Annotated in this window: 21 protein-coding genes and 4 pseudogenes; 8 read left to right on the plus strand and 17 right to left on the minus strand. The window is 23.1% G+C overall.

Going from position 1 to position 19,939, the window contains the following annotated elements; genetic code table 4:
* Nucleotides 1-138: 138 nt before the first annotated feature.
* The 3 genes and pseudogenes from AAHM78_RS13390 to AAHM78_RS13400 form a co-directional block, all read left to right on the plus strand.
* Nucleotides 139-579: pseudogene (locus AAHM78_RS13390) on the plus strand (ISNCY family transposase); the annotation flags it as partial.
* A 497-nt stretch (nucleotides 580-1,076) separates the two neighbouring features.
* Complete coding sequence (locus AAHM78_RS13395; RefSeq protein WP_342253516.1) at nucleotides 1,077-1,469, plus strand: transposase family protein; 393 nt, start codon at nucleotides 1,077-1,079, stop codon at nucleotides 1,467-1,469.
* A 59-nt stretch (nucleotides 1,470-1,528) separates the two neighbouring features.
* Nucleotides 1,529-1,894: a transposase family protein gene (locus AAHM78_RS13400; protein ID WP_342255122.1), complete on the plus strand. Its 366-nt coding sequence runs from the start codon at nucleotides 1,529-1,531 to the stop codon at nucleotides 1,892-1,894.
* Here the strand turns inward: AAHM78_RS13400 and AAHM78_RS13405 are convergent.
* Complete coding sequence (locus AAHM78_RS13405; RefSeq protein WP_342253517.1) at nucleotides 1,886-2,218, minus strand: hypothetical protein; 333 nt, start codon at nucleotides 2,216-2,218, stop codon at nucleotides 1,886-1,888. The two genes, AAHM78_RS13400 and AAHM78_RS13405, sit on opposite strands and share 9 nt — an antisense overlap.
* Before the next feature lie 90 nt (nucleotides 2,219-2,308).
* Nucleotides 2,309-3,256: an IS30 family transposase gene (locus tag AAHM78_RS13410; RefSeq protein WP_342253518.1), complete on the minus strand. Its 948-nt coding sequence runs from the start codon at nucleotides 3,254-3,256 to the stop codon at nucleotides 2,309-2,311.
* 349 nt (nucleotides 3,257-3,605) lie between these two features.
* Between AAHM78_RS13410 and AAHM78_RS13415 the strand changes: the two genes are divergently transcribed.
* The 4 genes and pseudogenes from AAHM78_RS13415 to AAHM78_RS13435 form a co-directional block, all read left to right on the plus strand.
* Complete coding sequence (locus AAHM78_RS13415) at nucleotides 3,606-4,427, plus strand: IS1595 family transposase (RefSeq protein WP_342252843.1); 822 nt, start codon at nucleotides 3,606-3,608, stop codon at nucleotides 4,425-4,427.
* Nucleotides 4,428-4,777: 350 nt separating this feature from the next.
* Nucleotides 4,778-5,170 carry a transposase family protein gene (locus tag AAHM78_RS13420; protein ID WP_342252923.1) on the plus strand — a complete coding sequence of 131 codons (393 nt, stop codon included), beginning with the start codon at nucleotides 4,778-4,780 and terminating at the stop codon, nucleotides 5,168-5,170.
* A gap of 59 nt (nucleotides 5,171-5,229) precedes the next feature.
* The gene (locus AAHM78_RS13425) at nucleotides 5,230-5,595 is read left to right on the plus strand and encodes a transposase family protein (protein ID WP_342254958.1); all 366 of its coding nucleotides are present in this window, start codon (nucleotides 5,230-5,232) and stop codon (nucleotides 5,593-5,595) included.
* A gap of 17 nt (nucleotides 5,596-5,612) precedes the next feature.
* A pseudogene (locus AAHM78_RS13435) lies at nucleotides 5,613-6,518 on the plus strand (IS30 family transposase); the annotation flags it as partial.
* On the opposite strand, the gene radC reads toward AAHM78_RS13435, so the two are convergent.
* From radC to AAHM78_RS13480, 9 genes and pseudogenes are all read right to left on the minus strand, one after another.
* The gene (radC, locus tag AAHM78_RS13440; RefSeq protein WP_342253520.1) at nucleotides 6,515-7,222 is read right to left on the minus strand and encodes a RadC family protein; all 708 of its coding nucleotides are present in this window, start codon (nucleotides 7,220-7,222) and stop codon (nucleotides 6,515-6,517) included. The pseudogene AAHM78_RS13435 and the gene radC sit on opposite strands and share 4 nt — an antisense overlap.
* The gene (locus tag AAHM78_RS13445; RefSeq protein ID WP_342253521.1) at nucleotides 7,212-7,493 is read right to left on the minus strand and encodes a hypothetical protein; all 282 of its coding nucleotides are present in this window, start codon (nucleotides 7,491-7,493) and stop codon (nucleotides 7,212-7,214) included. Before AAHM78_RS13445 ends, radC begins: the two co-directional genes overlap by 11 nt.
* 131 nt (nucleotides 7,494-7,624) lie before the next feature.
* Complete coding sequence (locus AAHM78_RS13450) at nucleotides 7,625-8,128, minus strand: Nif3-like dinuclear metal center hexameric protein (protein ID WP_342253522.1); 504 nt, start codon at nucleotides 8,126-8,128, stop codon at nucleotides 7,625-7,627.
* Entirely contained in the window at nucleotides 8,073-8,339 is a 267-nt protein-coding gene (locus AAHM78_RS13455; RefSeq protein WP_342253523.1) for a Nif3-like dinuclear metal center hexameric protein, read from the minus strand. Before AAHM78_RS13455 ends, AAHM78_RS13450 begins: the two co-directional genes overlap by 56 nt.
* Before the next feature lie 8 nt (nucleotides 8,340-8,347).
* Nucleotides 8,348-9,700 (minus strand): sigma-70 family RNA polymerase sigma factor, encoded by a 1,353-nt coding sequence (locus AAHM78_RS13460; protein WP_338957374.1) that lies wholly within the window; start codon nucleotides 9,698-9,700, stop codon nucleotides 8,348-8,350.
* A 32-nt stretch (nucleotides 9,701-9,732) separates the two neighbouring features.
* Nucleotides 9,733-11,520, minus strand: a complete 1,788-nt coding sequence (dnaG, locus tag AAHM78_RS13465; RefSeq protein ID WP_342253524.1) for a DNA primase — start codon at nucleotides 11,518-11,520, stop codon at nucleotides 9,733-9,735.
* A gap of 4 nt (nucleotides 11,521-11,524) precedes the next feature.
* The gene (locus AAHM78_RS13470; protein ID WP_342253525.1) at nucleotides 11,525-12,940 is read right to left on the minus strand and encodes a glycine--tRNA ligase; all 1,416 of its coding nucleotides are present in this window, start codon (nucleotides 12,938-12,940) and stop codon (nucleotides 11,525-11,527) included.
* A gap of 264 nt (nucleotides 12,941-13,204) precedes the next feature.
* Nucleotides 13,205-14,281, minus strand: a complete 1,077-nt coding sequence (locus AAHM78_RS13475) for an IS1595 family transposase (RefSeq protein ID WP_342253526.1) — start codon at nucleotides 14,279-14,281, stop codon at nucleotides 13,205-13,207.
* 266 nt (nucleotides 14,282-14,547) lie between these two features.
* Nucleotides 14,548-14,679, minus strand: a pseudogene (locus AAHM78_RS13480) (IS30 family transposase); the annotation flags it as partial.
* 62 nt (nucleotides 14,680-14,741) lie between these two features.
* On the opposite strand from AAHM78_RS13480, the gene AAHM78_RS13485 reads away from it, so the two are divergent.
* Nucleotides 14,742-15,701: an IS1595 family transposase gene (locus tag AAHM78_RS13485; protein ID WP_342253527.1), complete on the plus strand. Its 960-nt coding sequence runs from the start codon at nucleotides 14,742-14,744 to the stop codon at nucleotides 15,699-15,701.
* A gap of 18 nt (nucleotides 15,702-15,719) precedes the next feature.
* Here the strand turns inward: AAHM78_RS13485 and AAHM78_RS13490 are convergent.
* The 6 genes and pseudogenes from AAHM78_RS13490 to AAHM78_RS13515 all read right to left on the minus strand — a co-directional run.
* Nucleotides 15,720-16,586: pseudogene (locus AAHM78_RS13490) on the minus strand (IS30 family transposase); the annotation flags it as partial.
* Nucleotides 16,587-16,603: 17 nt separating this feature from the next.
* Nucleotides 16,604-16,978, minus strand: coding sequence for a transposase family protein (locus AAHM78_RS13495; protein WP_342254611.1), 375 nt, complete (start codon nucleotides 16,976-16,978; stop codon nucleotides 16,604-16,606).
* 50 nt (nucleotides 16,979-17,028) lie between these two features.
* Complete coding sequence (locus AAHM78_RS13500) at nucleotides 17,029-17,421, minus strand: transposase family protein (RefSeq protein WP_342253528.1); 393 nt, start codon at nucleotides 17,419-17,421, stop codon at nucleotides 17,029-17,031.
* 121 nt (nucleotides 17,422-17,542) lie between these two features.
* Complete coding sequence (locus AAHM78_RS13505) at nucleotides 17,543-17,917, minus strand: transposase family protein (RefSeq protein ID WP_342254954.1); 375 nt, start codon at nucleotides 17,915-17,917, stop codon at nucleotides 17,543-17,545.
* 50 nt (nucleotides 17,918-17,967) lie between these two features.
* Nucleotides 17,968-18,360 carry a transposase family protein gene (locus AAHM78_RS13510; protein ID WP_342253529.1) on the minus strand — a complete coding sequence of 131 codons (393 nt, stop codon included), beginning with the start codon at nucleotides 18,358-18,360 and terminating at the stop codon, nucleotides 17,968-17,970.
* Between the two features lie 715 nt (nucleotides 18,361-19,075).
* A complete protein-coding gene (locus AAHM78_RS13515; RefSeq protein ID WP_342253530.1) occupies nucleotides 19,076-19,717 on the minus strand; it encodes a transposase in 642 nt (213 codons plus the stop codon).
* Nucleotides 19,718-19,939: the final 222 nt, after the last annotated feature.

Below are 19,939 nucleotides of genomic sequence, written 5' to 3' on the forward strand. Positions count from 1 at the left end.
AGAAGAAGCACACCTGATGCATTTCATTGTTTTAAACTTCGCTATATATTTCAAACAATCGTTTTCAGTTTGAAATATGCTATTGAATTCATTTCAATTCATTTTTTCCTCCACACTAGTACATGCGGGGATAATTTCCTTAGTGAATTACGACTTAATAAAATTAAAACATTAGATGAAGCTAATCAATTTCTCAAAACGTACATAAACGTTTTTAATAAACAGTTTGCCTTTCCTATTGATGAAAATAAATCTGCTATGGTTAAAGCTCCTACACAAGAAGAAATAAATATTTATCTTTCAAGATTTTCTAAAAGAAAAACAGATAGTGGTTCAACTATAACATATTATGGTAAAAAATATTTTCCTTATAAAAATAACAAAGTTCAATATATAAAACCTAGAACTGATGTAATTGTACTTAAATCATTTATTAATGACTTATATATTAGTTATAATAATCAAATATATGAACTAAAAGAAATAACGTTAAAACCAATTATCAAAGAAAATTTAATAAAAACTAAAAAAGTTTATATACCCAATAAAAATCATCCTTGAAGATATGGATATCAATAAGTACTAATTAAAGTTATATAAGATTTACATTTTTTGAATACTATAAACCATATAAATTTTTAAAATGTTTGTATATGAGCAAATTTGGTGCTTTAAAATTGATTTTAAAGATATAAAGAGATTACAAATTCAATATCTTCCTCTTTTACATTTTTTTGTGATTTTCTACTAGAACTTTGACTTTTGCTTGTTGAAGCTTCACTGTTTACTTTTGATTTGTCTTTTTGAAATCCAAGAGCATTAGTAATTCTTTTTTTATTTTTTTCTAGTATTTTATAAAATACTAGAAAAAAAGAACTTTCGTTGTTAATTGAAAAAATTTAGGCAAAAAAAGCACGATTATTATATCCACTAGTTGAAGGTTGATTTGTCAACTCCATTGAATTTATTTCTTCTTTTTCAAGTTCTTTTAATAAGTTTTTTTTATTAGACTTGGTGCAAAACCTTTAATTTTAACAATTTAACGATTATTATTAATATTAAAGGTGATAGTTATTATGTTGAAAAAATATAAAGATGATCAAGAATTTTATAGTTTAGTCGGCATAAAGCCACAAACATGTTATAAAATGCTTGAAATTTTAAAAATTGCTGAGTCTAAACAAAAATATTATGGTGGTAGAAAAAATAAAATTGTAATTGAAGAGCGTTTATTAATGACTTTAGAATATTGAAAAGACTATAGTAGTTATAGAGTTATTGCAAAAAGATATAATATTAGTCATACTAGTTGCATTCGTAATATTTTTTGAATTGAAAATATTTTAATAAAAAGCGGAATTTTTAATTTACCTGGAAAAAAAGATTTAACAAAAAATAAAGGTACTAATAATAATTTGTTAGCTATTGATGCTACTGAAACTCCAATTGAAAGAATTAAAAAAAACTAAAATTACTTTTTTCAGGTAAAAAGAAACATCATTCTCTCAAATCCCAAATAATTATTGATATTTCCAATGGAAAAATTATTTCAACTGCTTTTTGTTTTGGAAGCATTCATGATTTTAAATTGCTTCTAAAATCTAAAACTTTTATTCATCCAGAAAAACAAGTTTTTGTTGATTCAGGTTATCAAGGTATACAAAATATTCATAAAAATACATTTTTGCCATTTAAAAAAAGTAAATACAATCAATTAACACCAATTCAAAAAGAATACAATAAAACTTTAAGTAAAATTATAATTAAAATTGAACACGTATTTGCTAAACTAAAACGTTTTAAAATTTTAAGTTTAAAATATCGCAATAAAATACGAAGATTTGCATTAAGATTTAATTTAATAGCAGGAATATATAATTTTGAATTACCTTAGTTTTGCACCAAGTCTATTGTTATTTATTTTACAATTATAAATACAATAACCAATAATAATTGATGTTGTAATTAATCCATAACCAATAAAACCTGTTGTTGGTCAAAAATAATCTGACTCATAAAAATTAGTTAAATAATTTTTAATATTTGTTCATATATCTTTTTTTGTTTCAAAAAGTTCAGTACTAGTATTATTAGCATTATTAGTTTGATTATTGAAATTTGTAATTTCAGTTGTTGTTATTTTATTGAATATTTTTGATACAGGAGTTGAGATTACCGATGGTAAAGTAGTTATGTTATTAATAATTACCGATAGCATACTATCATTTCATGAATTGGTCTCCATATAAACTATCCTTTCAAAATAAAAACCTATTTCCTGAGTTGTAAATATAAATGGGACAGTTTTTTAAAATAATTGTATTAAATCTATTGGTCTTTTATAAGAGAGCGATTTTCTGGGTGTAGAATTAATTTGAAATGCTATAAAATTTAAATCTTTTTGTTTATATGAAGATAGATCTGTAGATTTTGGTAAATATCTTCTTAAAATACCATTATTATTTTCATTTAAACCCCTTTGGCAAGGTTTACCAGGATCTGCAAAATAAATTTTAACATTACAAATTTTTTCGATTAATCTTCATTTACTAAATTCTTTACCACGATCAAAAGTAATGGTTTTAACTGTTCCTTTTTGTAACTTTGAAATAAATTTTATTAGACTTTTCGTAATATTTTCTGATTTATGATTTTTAGTTACTAAAGGAATTGTGGTTTTTGATCGTATATCAGCCAAAGTAATAATAGAACTTTTATGATCTTTGCCAATGATAGTATCACCTTCTAAATGACCAAATTCTTGTATATTGTTAATATTAGGAATGATTAAATTTCTTTCATGAATAGACTTACAATTATTAATTTTGCCCCTAGTTTCTTTTTTGTTTGTGAGATTTATTTTTGCCTTTTCTCAATAAGTTATTTTCATCAAAACCCATTCGATTTGTTTTAAACATGTTATATAAAGTTTTTTTGTTGAAATATTTTTTATTTTATTTTCCTTTAAAAAGTTAGCAATTATATCAAGAGCATACTTTTTAGTAATTAACAAATTATTAATACTATTAATTTCTGTTAAAGTTAAAATTATTAATTTTCTGCCTGCATTTTGTTTATTTTTTTGAAATTGATTCAATATTTCTAATGGCAATAAGTTTTTATTTAATAATCTACAAACTCTATGTACGGTTGATTTACTATAATCAACAATTTTTGCTATTTTACGAATCGAAAATCCATAATTTTTATATTCTTTTATCGCTATTATTGATTCAATACTCAGATACTTATACATTGCGCTAATTCCTTTCTTTTCTTAATTATAGAACTAACACAATTTAATTTTTATATAAGTGTCCTTTTTAATTTTACAATTAAAGAATCAAAAGAAAATAAAGAATTAAATTATAAAAATTTAAGTAATATCAGTAAAATACAATCAAGTTTAAAATAATTTATTACTCATTATCATGGCATTGGATTTACCAATATTCAAAATTACCTCAATTTATGAAAATTTAAATACCAACATTATAAAATATCACCTTATGCAAAATCTGAAGCATTATATTTCAGTTTGTAAAAAAAATAAATCCCAAAATTAAATAACGGACTTCTCCCCACATGTACTTGTGGAGGAAACAATGAAATTGAATGAGTTCAACAATATATTTCAAACAGAAAAAGATTGTTTGAAATATATAGCAAGTTTGAAGGAAAACAAATGTATGAGGTGTTCTTGAACAAATTTGAATACTTCTGATTTAAGAAGAATAAGATGTTTGAAATGTCATCAAACATTTAGTATTCTTCATGACACCATTTTTTACAAGTCACAAACACCTTTGACATCTTGGTTTTATCTCATCTTTAGATGAATAAACACCAAACATGGAATTCCATCAACTGATGTTGCAAAAGAATTGGGAGTAACTTTGAAAACTGCTTGAAGAATGGGTCATAAAATCCGAAGTGCAATTGCAAAACAAGAACCTCAATTCATTGTTGAGGGCATAGTGCAAATGGATGAAATGTATCTTTCACATATGGGTTTTAAAAAACAAGGAAGATCCTTAAAAAATAAAACTTTGATTGTTGGGATTTATGAAAAAACAACCAATAATTTAATTGTGAAAGTGTTGAAAAATGCAAATCAAAAAAATCTTTTGCAATTTGCAAGAAACCACATTTCTTCAAAGTGTGATGTACATACTGATTCTTGAAAAGGATATCGCCATTTTAAATCAGTTTTCACTAAGCATGAAACAGTTAACCATCAAGATGGCTATGTTTCAAAAACTGGTGTAAACATAAACCAGATTGAATCGGCATGAAAGCACATCAGACGAACATTTAAAACACATATCAAAGTTGAAAAACATCATGTTCATTTATACGCAAAAGAATCGGCATATAAATTCAACAATATACCTAGTTTTGAAACTGTAATGTTATGTTTGATTTAAAAATGTGGGGAGAAGTCCGTAGATAGGCTTTTCTCAGCATTTATGTGATAAAATTTAAAAATAGTACATAAAGGGAGAAAAGCCTTAAATAAAATCAAATTTTAGGCCAGGTTGATGTTTTTTTTTATTTCATCAAGAGTTTTTTTGAAACTTTAATTGTAAAATTAAAAAGGACACTTATATAAAAATTAAATTGTGTTAGTTCTATAATTAAGAAAAGAAAGGAATTAGCGCAATGTATAAGTATCTGAGTATTGAATCAATAATAGCAATAAAAGAATAGACTTGGTGCAAAACCTTTAATTTTAACAATTTAACGATTATTATTAATATTAAAGGTGATATTTATTATGTTGAAAAAATATAAAGATGATCAAGAATTTTATAGTTTAGTCGGCATAAAGCCACAAACGTTTTATAAAATGTTTGAAATTTTAAAAATTGCTGAGTCTAAACAAAAATATTATGGTGGTAGAAAAAATAAAATTGTAATTGAAGAGCGTTTATTAATGACTTTAGAATATTGAAAAGACTATAGTAGTTATAGAGTTATTGCAAAAAGATATAATATTAGTCATACTAGTTGCATTCGTAATATTTTTTGAATTGAAAATATTTTAATAAAAAGCGGAATTTTTAATTTACCTGGAAAAAAAGATTTAACAAAAAATAAAGGTACTAATAATAATTTGTTAGCTATTGATGCTACTGAAACTCCAATTGAAAGAATTAAAAAAAACTAAAATTACTTTTTTCAGGTAAAAAGAAACATCATTCTCTCAAATCCCAAATAATTATTGATATTTCCAATGGAAAAATTATTTCAACTGCTTTTTGTTTTGGAAGCATTCATGATTTTAAATTGCTTCTAAAATCTAAAACTTTTATTCATCCAGAAAAACAAGTTTTTGTTGATTCAGGTTATCAAGGTATACAAAATATTCATAAAAATACATTTTTGCCATTTAAAAAAAGTAAATACAATCAATTAACACCAATTCAAAAAGAATACAATAAAACTTTAAGTAAAATTAGAATTAAAATTGAACACGTATTTGCTAAACTAAAACGTTTTAAAATTTTAAGTTTAAAATATCGCAATAAAATACGAAGATTTGCATTAAGATTTAATTTAATAGCAGGAATATATAATTTTGAATTACCTTAGTTTTGCACCAAGTCTAATATAAAAATTATGGATTTTCGATTCGTAAAATAGCAAAAATTGTTGATTATAGTAAATCAACTGTACATAGAGTTTGTAGATTATTAAATAAAAACTTATTGCCATTAGAAATATTGAATCAATTTCAAAAAAATAAACAAAATGCAGGCAGAAAATTAATAATTTTAACTTTAACAGAAATTAATAGTATTAATCATTTGTTAATTACTAAAAAGTATGCTCTTGATATAATTGCTAACTTTTTAAAAGAAAATAAAATAAAATAAAAAGTATTTCAACCAAAAACTTTATATAACATGTTTAAAACACATCGAATGGGTTTTGATGAAAATAACTTATTGAGAAAAGGCAAAAATAAATCTCACAAACAAAAAGAAACTAGGGGCAAAATTAATAATTGTAAGTCTATTCATGAACGAAATTTAATCATTCCTAATATTAAAAATATACAAGAATTTGGTCATTTAGAAGGTGATACTATCATTGGCAAAGATCATAAAAGTTCTATTATTACTTTGGCTGATATATGATCAAAAACCACAATTCCTTTAGTAACTAAAAATCATAAATCAGAAAATATTACGAAAAGTATAATAAAATTTATTTCAAAGTTACAAAAAGGAACAGTTAAAACCATTACTTTTGATCGTGGTAAAGAATTTAGTAAATGAAGATTAATCGAAAAAATTTGTAATGTCAAAATTTATTTTGCAGATCCTGGTAAACCTTGCCAAAGGGGTTTAAATGAAAATAATAATGGTATTTTAAGAAGATATTTACCAAAATCTACAGATCTATCTGCATATAAACAAAAAGATTTAAATTTTATAGCATTTCAAATTAATTCTACACCCAGAAAATCGCTCTCTTATAAAAGACCAATAGATTTAATACAATTATTTTAAAAAACTGTCCCATTTATATTTACAACTCAGGATTTTTTATTTAAATTTATACTAAAATAATTACCTTTGCCAATAATAATATGATCAACTAAGGTAATATTAAAAACCTGAAAATTTTTTTTAATTTCTTCGGTGATATATAAATCAGATAGTGAGGGTTCGCTATTACCACTAGGATGATTATGAATACAAATTACTTTACTTGATTTATGAATAAGTGCCAGATGCAACATATCTTTAACATCAATTTTCATAGTATCATTAGTACCCTTATATAATAAATTTTGATGAATTAATTTATTTTGATTATTTAATAATAATAAATAAAAATGTTCTTGCGTTAAATTTTGATAATATGCATTAACTAAATTAAAAACATCTTCGGGAATAATAATTTTAAAATATTTTTTTTGACTTTCAATAGTTCTTATTCTTTTTACTATTTCTAAACAACTTAAAATTTCTAAAGCCTTACTAACACCAATACCTTTAATACTCATCAAAGATTTAATAGTTACTTTATTTAAATTTTCAAGACCATTAAAATTAGTAATTATTTCTTGCGCTAAAAATAATACATTTTTTTCTTTAGTTCCTGTTCGCAAAATAATTGCTAATAATTCATTATCACTAAGAGCGTCAAAGCCATATTTAATGGCTATTTCTCTTGGTTTTTTTGTATTATTAAGTTCTTTAAAATTCATAAAAAGGTGGTATTAAATGTGTTAATTTTTCTTGAAATTTATTAAATTCATCTTTAATTTTTGTTAAATCTTTACTATCATCTTTAGAACTATCTCATTTACTTTCAATACCACCTGGTAACTTAATACTTCCTGAAACACTATTTCATAAATTTTTAATAACAGGAATTTCTATCCCTGCTAACATGGCACCCATTAAAAATTGAGCAAAACCACCACTAACTGCCTGACACTCTTGATCAGTCATTGGTTCTAAATCTTCTAAAATCATATTTATCAACCCCCTAAAACTTATTTTTATTTAAAAAATAGTTTTTTTCCTTTTTAAATTTTATAAGTTTTAAAAAAAGTAATAGGATTTTCTAAATTATATTTAAAAATTTTAACTTTTGTTGATAATTTTTAAATAAGTAATTGAAAAAGAAAATCAACAAATTTTTGCTCCATATAATGACCAACCAAAATAACATTAATTTTTCTATCTTTAGCTTCCATAATATAGTTTCATTTCATTTCTCCAGTAATTAATAAATCAATATTGTTAGATAAATTACTAATAATATCACCACCAGCACCAGCAGATAAAGCAACAGTCACTATATTGTTATCACTCAATTTATTATTAACCAATTGTATATTTGCAACATTAAAATATTTTTTTAAGTTATTAATTAATTCTTTTAATGGCATTTGTCTATCAAATTTACCAACTATTGCTAACTTTTCTTCATTAATAAAATGAATATTTTTAATTTTTAATTCTTTAGCCATCAACATATTCATACCTACTAATGATATATCAAAATTAGTATGTAATGAATATACATTAATATCTGCTATTAGTATTTTACTATATAATTCTTTTTTTTCAATTTGAAATATTAGATTGATTAATATCTTTGGCAAAAACTAATGGATGATGAGAAATTATTAAATCAATATTATTATTAATGGCCTCAGTTAAAACTTCATTAGTAACATCCAAACAAACTAAAATTTTATTAATATTGGTCTTTGTTTTTGATTTAATTTGTATTCCTGAAAAATCTCATTCACAAACATCTTTTAAAGGAAAATATGTTTCTAAAACATTAATTATATTATTGATAGTTAACATTTTAACTATTATCCTTTATAAAATTCTTTAATGTGTTTAGATTTAGACGGATGTTTTAATTTTCTAATTGCCTTTGCTTCTATTTGTCTAATTCTTTCTCTTGTAACAATAAATTCTTTACCAACTTCTTCTAGAGTTTTTGGAGAATCGTACTTAGTAATATGACGATGAACAACCTTATCACTTAACAATTCTGTTTTATCTAAACTAGTATCATAGTGTAACTGTAAATTATTAACTACTGTTTTTAATTCAGTAATTTCTTTTTCATCTTCACAAAGTTCTAATAATCTTCTTAATTTTGTTGGTAAAATTCCAAAACGCATTCTAATAACTTTTTCTTCTCGTTTTGTTAATACTTCAGCAAAAACACGATCCAATTGTTCTCTTAATCAATGTCTTTCAGCATATTCATCGGGAGATAGCATATTTTTATCTTTAATAAAATCACCAAAATGTGTATCATCTTCTTCACCAATTGGTTTTTCTAAAGATACTGGTTCAATAGCAAGTTTTTTAATTTCACGAACACGATCGGCTGTCATGTTTTGTCCCATTTTATTGGCAATTTCCTCATGAGTGGGATCACGACCTAATTCTTGTGTTAAGTTTCTTTCAATTCTTGTTAACTTATTAATTCTTTCAACCATATGAACAGGTACACGAACCATTTTACCTTGATCAGCTAAACTTCGTGTAATTGATTGTCTAATTCATCAAGTAGCATAAGTTGAAAATTTAAAACCACGGCGATAATCAAATTTATCAACTGCTTTAATAAGACCAATATTACCTTCTTCAATTAAATCAGCAAAATCTAAACCACGATTTAAATGTTTTCTAGCAACAGAAACTACTAATTTTAAATTTGATTTAATTAATTGCTCACGACCATATGTTCTTTCCTCAACATCTTTTGATTCTAACATTTTAGCATATTTAATTTCCTCACCTTGACTCAATATTTGACTTGTTCCCAAAATATTAAAATAAGACTTAATTCCATCTTTTCTTCTTGTATCATTAGAGATCCCCATTGTATTTTTAAAACTCAAATCACTAACTAAAATATCAATATCTAAATCATCAGGTAATTGTTCATCATCAATATCGGTAAAATTAGCATCATCTTCAACTTCATCCATCAAAATATCAGTAAAGACTACTCCTTCTTTTTCTAACCGATCAAAAATTTCCTCAATCGTATCATCATCTAATTTTAAATGTGCAAACTCTTTAATGACATCTTCTTGTTTTAATTCTTTTGTTTGACTCTTTTCTAATTTTTTAATTAAATTACTTTCTACTTCCTCTAAAGTTAAAAGTTTTTTCAATTTCGTTTTTTGTTGTATAACAGCCATATTTTCACCTTATCCTTAATTTATCATCATACTTATTTTTTCTTTATTTTATTTTTTAATACTGATATTTCTTTTAATAACAATATTTGTTTTTCAATATTTTTTTCAGATTTCAATTTATCATTGATCATTTTTATTTCATAATCAATTAGTTGATTATTAATAATTTTTAAGTAATCATTAATAATTTGAGGTTTTAAATCAAACTTTTTATTTTTATATTTATCAAGAAGTTTTTCTAAAATATTTAAAAGTGAATTACCTTTAAGTTCTTCTAAAATTAAATCAAAATTAATTGCTTCTATTTGATTATTTTGATATTTTTGACTAATTAAAAAGTATAAATTCATAAAATCGTGATTTGGAAAAATAAATTTTTCTTTTTCTAAAATTAAATAAACATTTTTTGATAACATTACTAAAAAAATAAGTTGTTCTTGTGCTTCAAAAAAAATATTTTTTACTTCTATTTTAGATTTATTTTTGATACTAAAAGTTGTAGTTACTAAATTATTATCAATATTTAAAATTTGTATTAAGTCTTCAGTGGATAAATTAGTTATTTTTGCTAACATATTTAAGTAAAACTTTTTAGTAATAACATCATTGATTTTTGTTCAAATCGGAACTAATGATTTTAAAAATTCATTAAGTTCATAACTATCTTTTTTAATGTTATATTTAGTTAATGATAAATTAATTGCAAATTCAAAAGGATGAATGGTTTTTTTTATTATTTCATAAAATTTTTGAGGAAATTTATTTATTAATTCATCAGGATCAAATTTAGTATCATTATTGATAATTTGTACTTTAAAATTATTTGATAATAAAACACTAGCTATTTTTAAAGATGCTATTTTTCCTGGTAAATCACCATCTAAAAAAATAATAATATTAATAGTAATTTTTTTTAAAAGTAAAATATGTTCTTTTGTTAAATTTGTTCCCATTAAAGCAACAACATTTTTAATATTTTGATTATTTAGAGCAATAACATCCATAAAACCTTCAGTCAAATAAATAACTTCATTTTTTTTAATATAATTTTTAACATTATTAAAGTTATATAAAATTTTACTTTTCTTAAAAAAATCTGTTTCTGGACTATTAATATATTTATAACTTTTATCTTCTCTATTATAATTTCTTGCAGAAAAACCAACACAATCTCCATCTTCATCTTTAATAGCAAACATAATTCGATTTGAAAAGGTAGGAAGAAGTTGATCCTTATTATTAATTTTCATAAGTCCTAATTTTACAAATTCAATATTATCTTTATAACCTTGTGCATTAAGATAATCTATTAATTCATTATTAATAGGTGCATAACCAATATTAAAATATTTAATATTTTCAGTAGTAATATTACGATTTTGTAAATATTTCATTGCTTCTTGACCAATATCAGTTAGTAACTGATAACTAAAAAAATTCATTGCAATATTATTTAAAATTTTTAGTGGATTTTTTTTAGTTTCAACATTAAATTCAGATAAATTAATATCAAACTCTTTTAAATTTAAATTAACATTATCTGCTGCTTCTTTAAGAGCATTAATAAAATTAATATTTTTATATTTTTGTAAAAAAATAAAAACGTTTCCTTGTTCACCACAAGAAAAACATTTATAAATTTGTTTTTCTTGTGAAATTGATAATGAAGGAGTAGAGTCTTCGTGAAAAGGACAGATAGCTCAAAAATTATTGCCTTTACGGATCAAATTTAAATATTTACCCATAACTTCAACAATATTAATTTTTGCTTTAACTTCATTAATTTTTTTATTAAAATCGATATCCATATTTTTTCACACAATTCTAACAAATAATGTCTAATTTGTCATATAAATATTCTTTAAGTTGATCAACTTTAACTATAACTTGATTTGTAGTATCACGATCTCTAATTGTAACAGTACCTTTAGTTTTTGTGTCATAATCAATTGTTACACAATACATAGTACCAATACCATCTTGATAACGATAAGATTTACCAACACTTGATGATGCTTCATAAATTACTCTTAATTGTGTTTTATTTAACATTTCAAAAATTTCATATGCCTCTTTACCCCATTTTGTTTTATTTAAAGACATAACAGCTACTTGATAAGGGCAAATACTCTTATTTAATTTTAACACTAACCGTTCTTTATCGTCTTTTAAAACTTCTTTTGTAAATGCTTCACAAACTAAAGTTAATAAAAGCCTTTCAACACCAATTGAAGGTTCAATAACTGAAGGAATAACCATTCTTTTTACTGTAACATTAGGATCTTGAATTTCAAAATTTACACCAGAATTCTCACTATGTTTTGTTAAATCATAATTCCCGCGATTAGCTATACCACATAATTCACTCATACCAAAAGGAAAATTATATTCAATATCAGTAGTTGCTAATGCATAATGTGCTAGTTGATTTTGTTCATGATTGTTAAATTTTATATTTTTTGAATTCAATAAACCTACTAGAGAGAGAAATTCTTTACATTGATCAACTCAATAATTAAATCAAGTGTTATCATTTTTATCCTTTGGAATAAAGAAAAATTCTAATTCCATTTGTTCAAATTCTCTAGTACGAAAAATAAAATTACCAGGAGTTATCTCATTTCTAAAACTTTTACCAATTTGACCAATACCAAATGGTACTTTTTTATTATAACTATTTCTTACATTATTAAAATTTATAAATATTCCTTGTGCAGTTTCAGGTCTTAAATAAATTTTATTTTTATCTTCTTTTAAAACACCTTGATATGTTTCAAACATTAATTGAAATTGTCTAACTTTAGTTCAATCTTCATTATTGCATTTAATACATTTAATATGATTTTGATTAATATATGTTTCTAATTTTTCATTACTTCAATTATCACAATTAATACTAGGAAAATAATGATTAATTAAATTATCAACTCGAAATCGAGACTTACATTTTTTACAATCAATTAATGGATCACTAAAATTACTCAAATGCCCTGAAGCTTCTCAAACTTTAGATTTCATAATAATTGAACTATCTAACCCAACATTGTATGGATTTTTTTCGACAAAAAAAACTCATCAACTTTTCTTAATATTATTTTTAAGCGCTACACCAAGCGGACCATAATCTCAACTATTAGCAAGACCTGAATAAATTTCTGATCCTTGAAAAATAAAACCATTTTCTTTTAAATGAGTAATTATTTCCTTCATTGACTTATCATTGATAATTTTATTAATCATTGCCCCTCCATTAATCATAAAAATTTTCTTAAATATCTTAAATAATACATAAAATCTCTAAAAAGAATAATCTTGTTAATAATATGTTCATAGATAGGTTTTGTCAACCTATTATAAGTTTTATATATTATTAAAAACAATATAACAACTAATTATTAAAATATTTATGTAATTATTAATGGCTTTTCTCCCTTTATGTACTATTTTTAAATTTTATCACATAAATGCTGAGAAAAGCCTATCTACGGACTTCTCCCCACATTTTTAAATCAAACATAACATTACAGTTTCAAAACTAGGTATATTGTTGAATTTATATGCCGATTCTTTTGCGTATAAATGAACATGATGTTTTTCAACTTTGATATGTGTTTTAAATGTTCGTCTGATGTGCTTTCATGCCGATTCAATCTGGTTTATGTTTACACCAGTTTTTGAAACATAACCATCTTGATGGTTAACTGTTTCATGCTTAGTGAAAACTGATTTAAAATGGCGATATCCTTTTCAAGAATCAGTATGTACATCACACTTTGAAGAAATGTGGTTTCTTGCAAATTGCAAAAGATTTTTTTGATTTGCATTTTTCAACACTTTCACAATTAAATTATTGGTTTTTTTTTCATAAATCCCAACAATCAAAGTTTTATTTTTTAAGGATCTTCCTTGTTTTTTAAAACCCATATGTGAAAGATACATTTCATCCATTTGCACTATGCCCTCAACAATGAATTGAGGTTCTTGTTTTGCAATTGCACTTCGGATTTTATGACCCATTCTTCAAGCAGTTTTCAAAGTTACTCCCAATTCTTTTGCAACATCAGTTGATGGAATTCCATGTTTGGTGTTTATTCATCTAAAGATGAGATAAAACCAAGATGTCAAAGGTGTTTGTGACTTGTAAAAAATGGTGTCATGAAGAATACTAAATGTTTGATGACATTTCAAACATCTTATTCTTCTTAAATCAGAAGTATTCAAATTTGTTCAAGAACACCTCATACATTTGTTTTCCTTCAAAATTGCTATATATTTCAAACAATCTTTTTCTGTTTGAAATATATTGTTGAACTCATTCAATTTCATTGTTTCCTCCACAAGTACATGTGGGGAGAAGTCCGTTATTAATTTATTATTATATTTTTGACAGTGGCTTTCTAAAATATTAAGAATTTTATTAAGTTCTTCTTTTTCAACTTTTCATTTATTAATATCTTGATAATTTAATAAATAAAGTTGATATATTTTTTTAAACAAAACAATGTCAAAATTAATTATAGCTAATTCTAAAGAACAATTTTTACAAAAAATACCACCCAAATCATAATTAATTAAATACAAATTAGTTATTTAATTACAATTAATACAATTAGTAAAGTTAAACTGAATTCCTTGAAATATTAAACTATTAAATAAGAAAAAAAACATAAACTTTCTTAAAGTTACTATTTATCATTAACTGTTCATATAAATTAAATAAAAAAGAAAAGATATTTTTATTATTAATACTAATTTTTTCTAAATAATTAATAATTATCTTGTTAAAACTTTTAATCAATTGATAACTTTTTTCATTCCTGAGTTGTAAATATAAATGGGACAGTTTTTTAAAATAATTGTATTAAATCTATTGGTCTTTTATAAGAGAGCGATTTTCTGGGTGTAGAATTAATTTGAAATGCTATAAAATTTAAATCTTTTTGTTTATATGAAGATAGATCTTTTAATTTTCACAAAAAATCTTGATATTACTTTTAATTTAAAATTAAAATTAATATTTTTATATCAGGGGTGATTTTTTGTGACTAATAATGAATTAATGGATGTTTTAAAAAACAAAAAAGATGAAGAATTTATAAAAATTATTAGACATTTTAAAAATAGAATTAAACAAATTGAGAAAAAAGAAAAATTAGATGCAATTGATAAAAAATTTAAAGAAAAAGGAATTCAATGTCCAAATTGTAAATCTTATTGATGTGTAAAAAATGGTTTTAAGAATAATAAGCAAAAATATTTATGCAAAGATTGTAAAAGTAGCTTTGATGCTTTAAGAAATCATTTTTTACATTGAAGTCATTTATCTCATGAACAATGAGATTGAATAATTTGATTGTCATTGTTAGGTCAATCTGCTTATACTATTTCTCAATTTGCTAAAATTTCAAAAACATCAGCATGATTTAATCGTCAAAAATTTATGAAATCATCACAATTAGCAAAAACACAAAAACCATTCACAAAATTAAAAGGTAGAATTGAAATTGATGAAACTTTTATCAAAGAAATTCATAAAGGAAATTTCAAAAATCCAGATGATCCAAGAAAAAAATGAATTGAAGAAAATGCTAAAGATTTAAACTGTTGTATTGAAATGGCAATTGATGAAAATAAAAATATTTATGCTCAAACAACAAATACTAAAAGATTAACAAAAAAATGAGTACAAGAAAATTTAACATCTAAGCTTATCGAAGAAAAATCAATTATAGTTTGTGATATGCAAATACTATATGATACAGTAGCTAAACAAACAAAATGTACTCTCAAGAAATTTCAATCAAAAGAAAATAAAGAATTAAATTATAAAAATTTAAGTAATATCAGTAAAATACAATCAAGTTTAAAAGAATTTATTACTCATTATCATGGCATTGGATTTACCAATATTCAAAATTACCTCAATTTATGAAAATTTAAATACCAACATTATAAAATATCACCTTATGCAAAATCTGAAGCATTATATTTCAGTTTGTAAAAAAAATAAATCCCAAAATTAAATAAAATCAAATTTTAGGCCAGGTTGATGATTTTTTTTATTTCATCAAGAGTTTTTTTGAAAATTAAAAGATAGATCTGTATATTTTGGTAAATATCTTCTTAAAATACCATTATTATTTTCATTTAAACCCCTTTGGCAAGGTTTACCAGGATCTGCAAAATAAATTTTGACATTACAAATTTTTTCGATTAATCTTCATTTACTAAATTCTTTACCACTATCAAAAGTAATGGTTTTAACTGTTCCTTTTTGTAACTTTGAAATAAATTTTATTATACTTTTCGTAATATTTTCTGATTTATGATTTTTAGTTACTAAAGGAATTGTGGTTTTTGATCATATATCAGCCAAAGTAATAATAGAACTTTTATGATCTTTGCCAATGATAGTATCACCTTCTAAATGACCAAATTCTTGTATATTTTTAATATTAGGAATGATTAAATTTCTTTCATGAATAGACTTACAATTATTAATTTTGCCCCTAGTTTCTTTTTGTTTGTGAGATTTATTTTTGCCTTTTCTCAATAAGTTATTTTCATCAAAACCCATTCGATTTGTTTTAAACATGTTATATAAAGTTTTTGTTGAAATACTTTTTATTTTATTTTCCTTTAAAAAGTTAGCAATTATATCAAGAGCATACTTTTTAGTAATTAACAAATGATTAATACTATTAATTTCTGTTAAAGTTAAAATTATTAATTTTCTGCCTGCATTTTGTTTATTTTTTTGAAATTGATTCAATATTTCTAATGGCAATAAGTTTTTATTTAATAATCTACAAACTCTATGTACAGTTGATTTACTATAATCAACAATTTTTGCTATTTTACGAATCGAAAATCCATAATTTTTATATTAGACTTGGTGCAAAACTAAGGTAATTCAAAATTATATATTCCTGCTATTAAATTAAATCTTAATGCAAATCTTCGTATTTTATTGCGATATTTTAAACTTAAAATTTTAAAACGTTTTAGTTTAGCAAATACGTGTTCAATTTTAATTCTAATTTTACTTAAAGTTTTATTGTATTCTTTTTGAATTGGTGTTAATTGATTGTATTTACTTTTTTTAAATGGCAAAAATGTATTTTTATGAATATTTTGTATACCTTGATAACCTGAATCAACAAAAACTTGTTTTTCTGGATGAATAAAAGTTTTAGATTTTAGAAGCAATTTAAAATCATGAATGCTTCCAAAACAAAAAGCAGTTGAAATAATTTTTCCATTGGAAATATCAATAATTATTTGGGATTTGAGAGAATGATGTTTCTTTTTACCTGAAAAAAGTAATTTTAGTTTTTTTTAATTCTTTCAATTGGAGTTTCAGTAGCATCAATAGCTAACAAATTATTATTAGTACCTTGATTTTTTGTTAAATCTTTTTTTCCAGGTAAATTAAAAATTCCGCTTTTTATTAAAATATTTTCAATTCAAAAAATATTACGAATGCAACTAGTATGACTAATATTATATCTTTTTGCAATAACTCTATAACTACTATAGTCTTTTCAATATTCTAAAGTCATTAATAAACGCTCTTCAATTACAATTTTATTTTTTCTACCACCATAATATTTTTGTTTAGACTCAGCAATTTTTAAAATTTCAAGCATTTTATAAAATGTTTGTGGCTTTATGCCGACTAAACTATAAAATTCTTGATCATCTTTATATTTTTTCAACATAATAACTATCACCTTTAATATTAATAATAATCGTTAAATTGTTAAAATTAAAGGTTTTGCACCAAGTCTAATTAATAAATTTTTAAATATTAAATATTTCTATATTAGACTTGGTGCAAAACTAAGGTAATTCAAAATTATATATTCCTGTTATTAAATTAAATCTTAATGCAAATCTTCGTATTTTATTGCGATATTTTAAACTTAAAATTTTAAAACGTTTTAGTTTAGCAAATACGTGTTCAATTTTAATTCTAATTTTACTTAAAGTTTTATTGTATTCTTTTTGAATTGGTGTTAATTGATTGTATTTACTTTTTTTAAATGGCAAAAATGTATTTTTATGAATATTTTGTATACCTTGATAACCCGAATCAACAAAAACTTGTTTTTCTGGATGAATAAAAGTTTTAGATTTTAGAAGCAATTTAAAATCATGAATGCTTCCAAAACAAAAAGCAGTTGAAATAATTTTTCCATTGGAAATATCAATAATTATTTGGGATTTGAGAGAATGATGTTTCTTTTTACCTGAAAAAAGTAATTTTAGTTTTTTTTAATTCTTTCAATTGGAGTTTCAGTAGCATAAATAGCTAACAAATTATTATTAGTACCTTTATTTTTTGTTAAATCTTTTTTTCCAGGTAAATTAAAAATTCCGCTTTTTATTAAAATATTTTCAATTCAAAAAATATTACGAATGCAACTAGTATGACTAATATTATATCTTTTTGCAATAACTCTATAACTACTATAGTCTTTTCAATATTCTAAAGTCATTAATAAACGCTCTTCAATTACAATTTTATTTTTTCTACCACCATAATATTTTTGTTTAGACTCAGCAATTTTTAAAATTTCAAACATTTTATAAAATGTTTGTGGCTTTATGCCGACTAAACTATAAAATTCTTGATCATCTTTATATTTTTTCAACATAATAACTATCACCCTTAATATTAATAATAATCGTTAAATTGTTAAAATTAAAGGTTTTGCACCAAGTCTATTATAAAAAATAGAAACTAAAATTTTCAGGATTATTTAAAATTTGTTTATTTTACTGAAATAGTTTAAATTTCCCAAAATAATTTAGTTTTTTTGATAAGTATTTTGGGAAATTTTTACTCGATATTGACAGTAAAATCAATAAAAAAAATTAATATAAAGAGATAAATAAAGATTGCATTTGCAATCTTTATTTATAATTGTCCTGAAATTGTTTTTAAAACAAAATTTTTTATATTCACTGATTGGAACTTCAGTTTTATTTATTAAATCACTCACTTGTTTTTGTCATTTTTTTTAACTAAGTTTTTCATCTCTACATAGTCAGGTGTAACAATAGAAACAAAAATAATCATTTGTTTCATAATTTGTAACTCAACCTCACAATGTTTCTTATTAACTAATCTGGGGTCTCAAGCATAAGTAAGAACTGTTCTATTGCTTACTGCTACTTTAATTAATTTGTTTTAGTTTTATCTTTAGGAATTTCTTTTAATCTTTTTTCCTTTTCTTTAAAACTTTAATTTAATAAAAATCCTAACATAGAGATATATCTTTTAATTTTCAAAAAAACTCTTGATGAAATAAAAAAAATCATCAACCTGGCCTAAAATTTGATTTTATTTAATTTTGGGATTTATTTTTTTTACAAACTGAAATATAATGCTTCAGATTTTGCATAAGGTGATATTTTATAATGTTGGTATTTAAATTTTCATAAATTGAGGTAATTTTGAATATTGGTAAATCCAATGCCATGATAATGAGTAATAAATTCTTTTAAACTTGATTGTATTTTACTGATATTACTTAAATTTTTATAATTTAATTCTTTATTTTCTTTTGATTTAAATTTCTTGAGAGTACATTTTGTTTGTTTAGCTACTGTATCATATAGTATTTGCATATCACAAACTATAATTGATTTTTCTTCGATAAGCTTAGATGTTAAATTTTCTTGTACTCATTTTTTTGTTAATCTTTTAGTATTTGTTGTTTGAGCATAAATATTTTTATTTTCATCAATTGCCATTTCAATACAACAGTTTAAATCTTTAGCATTTTCTTCAATTCATTTTTTTCTTGGATCATCTGGATTTTTGAAATTTCCTTTATGAATTTCTTTGATAAAAGTTTCATCAATTTCAATTCTACCTTTTAATTTTGTGAATGGTTTTTGTGTTTTTGCTAATTGTGATGATTTCATAAATTTTTGACGATTAAATCATGCTGATGTTTTTGAAATTTTAGCAAATTGAGAAATAGTATAAGCAGATTTACCTAACAATGACAATCAAATTATTCAATCTCATTGTTCATGAGATAAATGACTTCAATGTAAAAAATGATTTCTTAAAGCATCAAAGCTACTTTTACAATCTTTGCATAAATATTTTTGCTTATTATTCTTAAAACCATTTTTTACACATCAATAAGATTTACAATTTGGACATTGAATTCCTTTTTCTTGAAATTTTTTATCAATTGCATCTAATTTTTCTTTTTTCTC

Origin of the sequence: Spiroplasma endosymbiont of Zeiraphera isertana, assembly GCF_964030805.1 — a bacterium.
Lineage (GTDB): Bacteria > Bacillota_I > Bacilli_A > Mycoplasmatales > VBWQ01 > Spiroplasma_E.